This window comes from Mesorhizobium sp. M2A.F.Ca.ET.067.02.1.1 (assembly GCF_004023285.1).
Taxonomy (GTDB): Bacteria; Pseudomonadota; Alphaproteobacteria; order Rhizobiales; family Rhizobiaceae; genus Mesorhizobium.
This window is the reverse complement of the sequence record NZ_RZSB01000643.1, coordinates 1-3,461: the sequence shown is the minus strand read 5'-3', so window position 1 is coordinate 3,461 and position 3,461 is coordinate 1. Positions and strand designations below refer to the sequence as shown.

2 protein-coding genes and 1 pseudogene are annotated in these 3,461 nt (G+C 62.2%); all 3 read left to right on the top strand.

The window, feature by feature from the left end:
• Positions 1-703: pseudogene (locus tag EOA28_RS29225) on the top strand (alpha-glucosidase/alpha-galactosidase); the annotation flags it as partial.
• Between the two features lie 99 nt (positions 704-802).
• On the top strand, positions 803-2,887 hold the full coding sequence (locus EOA28_RS29220) for an ABC transporter substrate-binding protein (RefSeq protein WP_127253085.1): 2,085 nt from the start codon (positions 803-805) through the stop codon (positions 2,885-2,887).
• A gap of 112 nt (positions 2,888-2,999) precedes the next feature.
• Positions 3,000-3,461 (top strand): ABC transporter permease (locus EOA28_RS29215; protein WP_148670922.1); only part of this gene is annotated, 462 nt, incomplete at its 3' end.

Genomic DNA, 3,461 nt, shown 5'->3' with positions numbered 1-3,461 from the left:
CTCCGAATACCTCCCCTGGTACCGCAAGCGCCCCGACGAGATCACGCGCTGGATCGACATGTCCGACTGGATCCATGGCGAGACCGGCGGCTATCTGCGCTACTCGACCGAAACCCGCAACTGGTTCGAGACGGAATATCCGCAGTTCCTCGAAGCGGCGTCGAAGCCGATCGATCCGTCAAAACGCTCCAACGAGCATGCCAGCCACATCCTCGAGGCGCTGGAGACCAACCGCGTCTATCGCGGTCACTTCAACGTCCGGAATAATGGCGTGATCACCAACCTGCCGCAGGACGCGATCATCGAATCGCCCGGCTTCGTCGACCGTTTCGGCATCAACATGGCGGCCGGCATCACGCTGCCGGAAGCCTGTGCCGCCACCTGCATGGCCTCGATCAACGTGCAGCGCATGTCGGTGCATGCGGCGATCGCCGGCGACATCGATCTGTTGAAGCTCGCCGTGCTGCACGATCCGCTGGTGGGTGCGGTGTCGACGCCGGAAGAGGTCTGGCAGATGGTGGACGAGATGGTGGTCGCCCAGGCTCAGTGGCTGCCGCAATATGCGCACGCCGTTCCGGCGGCAAAGGAGCGGCTTTCGAAAGCACACGTCAAGACCCGCGAATGGGCGGGTGCCGCGCGGCGCAACGTGCGCTCGATCGAGGAATTGCGCGCCGAAAAGGCGGCACTGAAACAGGCCGGCTGAGGCCTAACGGCAAGCAGGCCGGGTCGCGGGAGGCAGCTCGGCAAGAAATTCACAAGAGGCGGGCAGCAGCAGACGTCCAAAAACATCTGGGAGGAGACTATGAGGACTTTTCGTAGAACTGCCATTGCCGCCGGGCTGATGCTCGGCGTTTCAGTCCATGCGCTCAACGCCTTCGCTTCCGAGCCGACGATCCCGCCGCAGCCTGCGACATTCCCGGCCGAGGGCAAGATCCACTATGTGGCGCGCGACTCCATCCTGGAGTTCAAGGCGCTGCCGGAATATCACGAGCCGGACTGGGTGACGGAGAAATACGTCAAGACCGGCAAGCTGCCGCCGGTCAAGGACAGGCTGCCGAAGGAACCGCTGGTCTTCAAGACGGCCAACATGCCGGATGGCATCGGCGTCTATGGCGACACGATGCGCCATGTCATCGGCGGCAGGCCGGAAGGCTGGAACTACGGCGCCGGCCAGACGCAAGGCTGGGGCGGCATCGATATCGGCCTGTCCGAATGCCTGACGCGCACGGCGCCGCTGTTCCAGGTCGAGGCCAAGGACACCGAGCCGCTGCCCAATCTCGCCAAGAGCTGGGACTGGTCGAGCGACGGCCTCAAGCTGACCATGCATCTGATCGAAGGCGCCAAATGGTCGGACGGCGCGCCTTTCAATGCCGACGACGTGATGTTCTACTGGGATGACGAGGTGGTCGATCCAAACGTCTCGCCGCTCAACGGCGCCACGCCGGAAACTTTCGGCGTCGGCACGACGCTGAAGAAGATCGACGACTACACCGTCGAGTGGACCTTCAAGGAGGCATTCCCGCGGCAATATCTCTATGCCATGGCCTATGGCACTTTCTGCCCCGGCCCCTCGCACATCCTGAAGCCGCAGCATCCGAAACATTCGAAGAACACCTACGACCAGTTCAAGAACGCCTTCCCGCCGGAATATATGAACATGCCGGTGATGGGCGCCTGGGTTCCGGTCGAATACCGGCCGGACGACATCATCGTCATGCGCCGCAATCCCTATTATTGGAAGGTCGACGAGAAGGGCAACCAGCTGCCCTATCTCAACGAGCTGCACTACAAGCTCTCGACGTGGGCTGACCGCGACGTCCAGGCTGTTGCCGGCTCCGGCGATTTCTCCAACCTCGAGCAGCCGGAGAACTTCGTCGCCTCGCTGAAACGCGCGGCTGACAAGAATGCACCTGCACGCCTCGCCTTCGGCCCGCGTCTCATCGGCTACAATCTGCGCATGAATTTTTCCGCCAATGGCTGGGGCAACCCGGACGAGCGGGGCCAGGCGATCCGCGAGCTGAACCGCAACGAGGACTTCCGCAAGGCCGTCACCATGGCGCTCGACCGCAAGGCGCTGGGCGACTCGCTGGTCAAGGGTCCGTTCACCGCCATCTATCCAGGCGGCTTCTCATCCGGCACCAGCTTCTATGACCGCAAGTCGACGGTCTATTATCAGTTCGATCTCGAAGGCGCCAAAGCATTGCTCGCCAAGGCCGGCCTCAAGGATACGGATGGCGACGGCATTGTGAACTTCCCGGCCGGCACCGCCGGCGGCAAGGATGTCGAGATCGTGATGCTGGTCAATAACGACTACACCACCGACAAGAGCCTTGCCGAAGGCGTGGTCGCGCAGATGGAGAAGCTCGGCCTTAGGGTCGTGCTCAACGGGCTTAACGGCACGCAGCGCGATGCCACACAATATTCCGGCCGCTTCGACTGGCTGATCCGGCGAAACGAAACCGAGCTCACCTCCGTCGTTCAAAATACTGAGCAGCTCGCGCCGGTCGGTCCGAAGACCAGCTGGAACCATCGCGCGCCGGAAAGCGGCCAGGTCGACCTGATGCCCTTCGAAAAGGATCTCGTCGACATCGTCAACAAGTTCGTGTCGACGCAGGACAACGACCAGCGTGCCGAGCTGATGCGAAAGTTCCAGAAGATCTCGACCGAGCATGTCTACAATGTCGGCCTGACGGAATATCCGGGCGCGCTCATCATCAACAAGCGCTTCTCCAACATCCCGCAGGGCACGCCGATCTTCATGTTCAACTGGGCCGAGGATTCGATCATGCGCGAGCGCGTGTTCGTCAAGGCGGACAAGCAGGCAAAGTATGAGTTGTTCCCCAAGGAATTGCCCGGCAAGCCTGGCGATAAGGGACCGATGGATTAAGCTTACCTCCCCTGACCGAGAGACGTCCGGCCGTGCCGCGGTGCGGCCGGACAAGCGAAATCTCCGAACGCACCCGAGGGAGCGGCGGGCAGACAAGAAGGCGGACGATCCGATGCTGCGGTTCCTGCTCATGCGCATCGCCTCGGCGATACCGGTTTTCGCCATCTTAAGTCTCGTCACCTTTGCCATCATCCAGGCGCCGCCGGGCGACTATGCCGACTACATCAAATCGCAGCTGATCAACCAGGGCGGCGCCTCCTATGCCGAAGCCGATGCGCAGGCCCAGGCCTACCGCGTCGAGCATGGCCTCGATAAGCCGTTGCCCGTCCAGTATCTCAACTGGATCGGCGGCATCATCACGCGCGGCGATTTCGGCTACAGCCTCTACTACAACAAGCCGGTGGCCGATGTGGTGGGCGAACGCCTGCCGCGCACGCTGGTGCTTGCGCTGGTCTGCCACCTGCTCGCCTCGGTGCTCGGCATCACCTTCGGCATATGGGCGGCGACGAGGCAGTATAGCTGGATCGACTCCACGCTCTCGGCGATCTCGTTCCTGGGGATGACGGTGCCGCGC